This window comes from Streptococcus sp. WM07 (assembly GCF_004570525.1).
Taxonomy (GTDB): Bacteria; Bacillota; Bacilli; order Lactobacillales; family Streptococcaceae; genus Streptococcus.
Genome location: NZ_SPPZ01000097.1, coordinates 1 through 2351 on the forward strand (window position 1 = coordinate 1; position 2351 = coordinate 2351).

At 43.7% G+C, this 2351-nt stretch carries 1 protein-coding gene; it reads right to left on the reverse strand.

Annotated features, from left to right (window positions below; genetic code table 11):
- The coding region (locus E4T71_RS10510) for a Rib/alpha-like domain-containing protein (protein WP_194181263.1) at positions 1-2150 on the reverse strand (2150 nt) is incomplete at its 3' end.
- Positions 2151-2351 lie beyond the last annotated feature (201 nt).

Here is a 2351-nt window from a genome sequence, read left to right on the forward strand (position 1 = left end):
CCATCTGGGTAAGTCACAACTACTACCGCTGGCTTATCCCCTGCTGTCTCAGTATCTACTGGACTTTCAAAGGAGACTTTCGTTCCTTCTGGGAGAGATGGCAAGTTAGAGATTGATTTCTCTGCTGATGGGGTGTCACCAACCTTAACCGTTTGATCTGCTGGGGTTGGTTCATTGCTATCAGCTTGCGTTGGAGCCTCTTCAACCTTAACCGTTACTGGAACCTTATCTGTTGATCCATCTGGGTAAGTCACAACTACTACCGCTGGTTTATCGCCTGCTGTCTTAGTATCTACTGGACTTTCAAAGGAGACTGTTGTGCTTTCTGGGAGAGATGGCAAGTTAGAGATTGATTTCTCTGCTGATGGGGTTTCACCAACCTTAACCGTTTGATCTGCTGGGGTTGGTTCATTGCTATCAGCTTGCTTTGGAGCCTCTTCAACCTTAACCGTTACTGGAACCTTATCTTGAGAGCCATCTGGGTAAGTCACAACTACTACCGCTGGCTTATCCCCTGCTGTCTCAGTATCTACTGGACTTTCAAAGGAGACTTTCGTTCCTTCTGGGAGAGATGGCAAGTTAGAGATTGATTTCTCTGCTGATGGGGTGTCACCAACCTTAACCGTTTGATCCGCCGGGGTTGGTTCATTGCTATCAGCTTGCTTTGGAGCCTCTTCAACCTTAACCGTTACTGGAACCTTATCTTGAGAGCCATCTGGGTAAGTCACAACTACTACCGCTGGCTTATCGCCTGCTGTCTCAGTATCTACTGGACTTTCAAAGGAGACTGTTGTGCCTTCTGGGAGAGATGGCAAGTTAGAGATTGATTTCTCCGCTGATGGGGTTTCACCAACCTTAACCGTTTGATCCGCCGGGGTTGGTTCATTACTATCAGCTTGCTTTGGAGCCTCTTCAACCTTAACCGTTACTGGAACCTTATCTGTTGATCCATCTGGGTAAGTTACAACTACTACCGCTGGCTTATCGCCTGCTGTCTCAGTATCTACTGGACTTTCAAAGGATACTTTCGTTCCTTCTGGGAGAGATGGCAAGTTAGAGATTGACTTCTCTGCTGATGGGGTTTCACCAACCTTAACCGTTTGATCTGCTGGGGTTGGTTCATTGCTATCAGCTTGCTTAGTTTTTTCTGTCACAGTAATCTTGAATTCTTCTGTAACTGAGTTTCCATTAGCATCTTTGACTGGAACTCCATTCTTATCAAGAACGGTTACTTTTACAGTACTTTCACCAACTGTTGTTGGAGTTCCTGTAATGGTGTTTGTATTTGCATCAAATGTAACACCATCTGGAAGCCCTTCAACCTTGAAAGAACCACCTGTTGGAACTTTTTGGCCTTCAACAGTTACATTCTTAATTGGTGTCCCTTGTTCAACTGTTTGATCATCGATTGGTGTAATGGATGATCTTGCTGAATTTGGATCTTTTGGATTTGTTCCGTCTGTTCCCTCTTCTGTATCAGGAATACCATCGTTGTCATCGTCATCGTCATCCTTGTCTGGCGTATTATCACCATCTGTATCAAGGTGGAAGACTGCATCAACCTTATCAGTTGTTGTATCTGGATAAGTTACAACAACTGGTACTGTAACCGTTTCTACAGTTGCTCCAGCTGGTGAATCTGGAGCTGAAACTGTGACTACACCAGTATTCTCGTCGATAGAAATTGTGTAACCATCTGGTACAGTGAAATCTGGTGCAATGGCAAACTTACTTCCAGCTGGAGGAGTCGCTACATTACCATCTTTATCCGTGAAGCTAGGAGTTGAAGTAGCTGGAGTTCCAGGAACCACATTCTTTTCCTCATAGGATGGCTGATATAAATCATTCTGTTTAGCAACATCCGCTACAAATGAATCCAAGGCAAGAGCAGAAGTGATATCCGTTGTCGCCACTCCCTGCAAGAATACTCCTGAAGTATACACAGCTGGGGCACTTAAATCAGCTTCGACGGTAATTGGAACTGATTTTGCGCGACCTTCATTATCAGCTGTTACAGCTACAGGGGATCCGATTGGATTACCATCTTTAAACCATTGGATTTGGTATTCACGATTTGGCATCAAACCAGATGTAGTAGACTCAACTGTTGTACCTGGTGTAGCTTTATTATCTGTTGTGTCATAAACCAATACATCATGATTTGGCTGTTTTGCAAGAATTGCAAAATTTTGCCAGTAATTATTAGCAGACGATTCAGCTCCTGTTATAGTTATTTCGCTTTAAAAAACATTATTCAGACATTCTGTCACCGAGTTATATTTTGGCAGTAACTCCATAACCTTTTTCTTGAGGTTAGCCCAAGCTTTTTCAATCGGGTTGAGTTCAGGACA